Origin of the sequence: Sphingomonas sp. PAMC 26621 (assembly GCF_000251145.1) — a bacterium.
Taxonomy (GTDB): domain Bacteria; phylum Pseudomonadota; class Alphaproteobacteria; order Sphingomonadales; family Sphingomonadaceae; genus Sphingomonas.
The window spans coordinates 1-3161 of record NZ_AIDW01000053.1 but is presented as its reverse complement, the minus strand read 5'-3'; the positions used below and the strand labels follow the sequence as shown (position 1 = coordinate 3161).

The 3161-nt window shown below is 60.2% G+C and carries 3 protein-coding genes; all 3 read right to left on the bottom strand.

Going from position 1 to position 3161, the window contains the following annotated elements; all coding sequences use genetic code 11:
• Positions 1–456 precede the first annotated feature (456 nt).
• On the bottom strand, positions 457–960 hold the full coding sequence (locus tag RI03_RS20700; RefSeq protein WP_238542485.1) for a L,D-transpeptidase family protein: 504 nt from the start codon (positions 958–960) through the stop codon (positions 457–459).
• Between the two features lie 116 nt (positions 961–1076).
• Positions 1077–1718, bottom strand: a complete 642-nt coding sequence (locus RI03_RS25450) for a PEPxxWA-CTERM sorting domain-containing protein (protein ID WP_138995786.1) — start codon at positions 1716–1718, stop codon at positions 1077–1079.
• 123 nt (positions 1719–1841) lie between these two features.
• Positions 1842–2138: an HU family DNA-binding protein gene (locus tag RI03_RS23130; RefSeq protein WP_010219668.1), complete on the bottom strand. Its 297-nt coding sequence runs from the start codon at positions 2136–2138 to the stop codon at positions 1842–1844.
• Positions 2139–3161: the final 1023 nt, after the last annotated feature.

Sequence of the window (3161 nt, the reverse complement as noted above, 5' to 3'; positions counted from 1 at the left end):
CTACAATCGGCCGATACGCCGTAGGGCATTCTGCCGGCACAACAACGCTGGAGGCAATCGACCAGTTTAGGGCGGAACGCCAGTGCCCCCGAATAGTGGAGCTTGGGGTCCCCCGACCCGATGGGGTTGCCGCCGTTTCCGGACCGGACTTTCCGATACGTTCCGCGTCGCGGCATGCCGGCGCGGAAGGAGACCATTGCTGATCTAACTCGCCTCCCGCAACCTGCGTGTCTGGCTCATGGACGTGCTGAAATGGCAGACCACCAGCCGAGCCGAGCTTGATCGGCTGCGCGCGGCCGCGCCGGACACGCTGACCAACCTCGAGCGCGCTGCGCGATTTCTCATCTTCAGCGCCTATCGTTGGCGGCAAGGTCGATGGCAAGTCTTCCGGCGTCCATCGGTGCACTCCAACGTTCCTGGACGTCACGAAGCCGGGATCATTGCTCACCCGAGTATTCAGGTTGCCAAAATTGCGACCCGATCGCCAACCTTCATCTGCCCGTACAGAAGCCGTGCGAAATCGAGCGGCACGCCGATGCACCCGTGGGTCGCCGAACCCTCACGAACGGTACTGGCGTGGATCGCAACCCCGTCGCCAGTCAGCTGCAACATGAAGGGCATCTCGGCGTCGTACAGCGACGACCGGTGCGTTTCGGCCTTCGCCAACACTGGATAGACGCCTCTTGGGGTTGGTTTTCCGTCGGCGCCAAACAGCACCACGGTCGTACCGATCTCGTTCCCTCCGCGAAACACCGACAGCGTCTGGCGCGACAGGTCGACCCGTACCCATACCGGACCGTCAGGGACGCCCGCATCGTTCCAGATATAGTCCCCGAACCGTATCGGTCGCTGGCTGTTCAACAAGCTCTTGATCCGTTCGCTCTTGCCATCCGGCAGGACGAGGGCGGGATACCCATTCGCGGGATAGGTAATCCGGTCGCCGCTGGAGATCGGCGCCACCGGTCCCGCGGGACTCGCCCCGTGGGGTGGCCCGAAAGCCGGGACAAGAAACGATACGGCGACCAGGGTTGCGACACCCATTACGGCCAGAACGATACGCATTGTCTGCAAGTGCGTCAGCGCACGGTATTGGCAGCGGGGGGTACTGTAGACGCGCTTTTGCGGCGACGCCGATACAAGATGCCGACCAAGAAATATCCCGTCAGCATCAGGGCCCAGGTCGAGGGTTCAGGAACGGCGGAGGGGACCGAGGGAACACCACCTCCGTTACCCCCGCCGCCGCCGCCAGGGGCGCCTCCGACACCGGCACCCGTTCCCTGGAAGCCGCCCCCGCCGATACCGCTGCCAGTCGCTGGCAAGCCGGCGGGAAAGGCCGTGACGGCATCATCGGGAATGATCAAATCGCCGACCGGTACACCCGGGATCAACCCAGTCTCTGTTAGCGGCACAGCAACAGGTGGACGCGTCCGCACATTTGAAAGAACGCGTTCGGAAGGAGCTGCCGGGCCGATGGACTTGTCGCTCGTCCGATCGCGCGCATACGCGTGCTTCGATTGCAGGAGCGCACCACTTGACCGCGCCCCCGGCGATCGCCCCGAGAGAATCGCAAGCGGATCGGCCAAGAGCGCTGCGGTCGCGGGGCTGAGCTGCCCTCCACCGATCAAGAACTGCAAAGCTAGAATGGAACAGGCCACGGCAATCGTCGCCCCTATCGAACGAACATGTGACCTAGCCCAAAAAGCAGTTTTATAGTTCATTTCGATAAGATCCCCGTACAAAACATACACAATCTTTTGAGATTCGTTGCATGTTTGTTGCGTCGGACGTGTACCATATCGGGGTACCCGGCGATCCAGCTTCCCTTTAGTACGTCATTGTACTTAGTCGATCACCGCGACAAAGTCGGCGACGCGTTTCCGCAAGTCCTTTCCTGGCACGAAATGCGGAAGCCGCTTGGCATCGACCTCTATCCGTTCACCGGTCCGCGGGTTGCGAGCAGCGCGAGCGACGCGGTCGCGAGTGCTGAAACATCCGAAGCCCCGGATCTCGACACGCCCGCCGTCGACCAAGCGCGCAGTGATCGTGTCGAAGAAAGCCGATACGATCGCTTCGATTTCGCGAGTCGGGAGGTCGGGATGTTGGGCTCCCAGTAGTGTTACGAGGTCCGCACGAACCATATCCACCTCCGCTTTGATCAGCCCGAAGGTTATCGGTGCCTCGCTACAGCCGGTATTGCAATCTGGAACGCGAATCGAGCACTCAAACGTCGTCACTGCCACGAGCGATCGCGCAGAACCGCACGCGGTCATAACGGCATGTGGTAGCAAGTGTGGGAGCGATCCGGCACGCCAGAACGATTACTGTAGCGATTACAAGCGCTTGCAAGTTATCCGTGTCCTTTGACACCAAAACCCGACCGCTAGCAGCCGAGGCACCTCGCCGCGGGTCATCATTCTGTGACAGGAGTTTGACCCAGAACGCAGCATTTTGACACTACCTGGTCTCCGTCCCTCGCGCGCTAGGCTTGCTTTCTCGAAAAGGATCGAGTTTCGAGAATCCAAGCTGGCACGGGCCGCGTCGCAAAAGGGGTCCCTTCTGCGACGGCAGCTTTTGGGTGGGGAAGCGGACAGTCAGCAGTCGGCCAATTGCGGACTTTGAGTCGTGTGTTAACAAGCCATATGCCGGTCGCATCACCCCCAATGCCTCCCAGAACTCCAGCGCCTTTGTCGCAGTGGGAAATCAAGTTTGTCAAGGAAACGGTGCAGCGCTTCTATGGAGCAGAGGCAGTTATTCGCAATTTCGGCCCTGACCCTAGTCGCATAGACATTCACGTCGAGACTGACGCGGAACATGACATGCGGAAGTACGACTGCCTTGGAGTATTACTTACCCGCCTTGATCGAGCGCGGATTAGCCTCGAAGTCACAAAGCGCGGCGAGAAAGTGCGTGGATCTGCGAAGCTGGCATATCGTCAAGGTGTCATCCTTTAACGTCTGCTTCCCACCAGGTAGCGACGTCTAGACCCTTTGTGGGCGTCCATCGTGACCGAAAGCCGGCCGGCAGCTATCGGGCGCGAAAGCGCTCGGTCTCAAACCGGCCACAAGCGGACATTGGCAGCCTGCACTATCCTAGTCATATCAGCCTATGGATACCACGACTCAACCGAACGAAGCCGCGTTGCCCTCCATTGTTTTTGCACC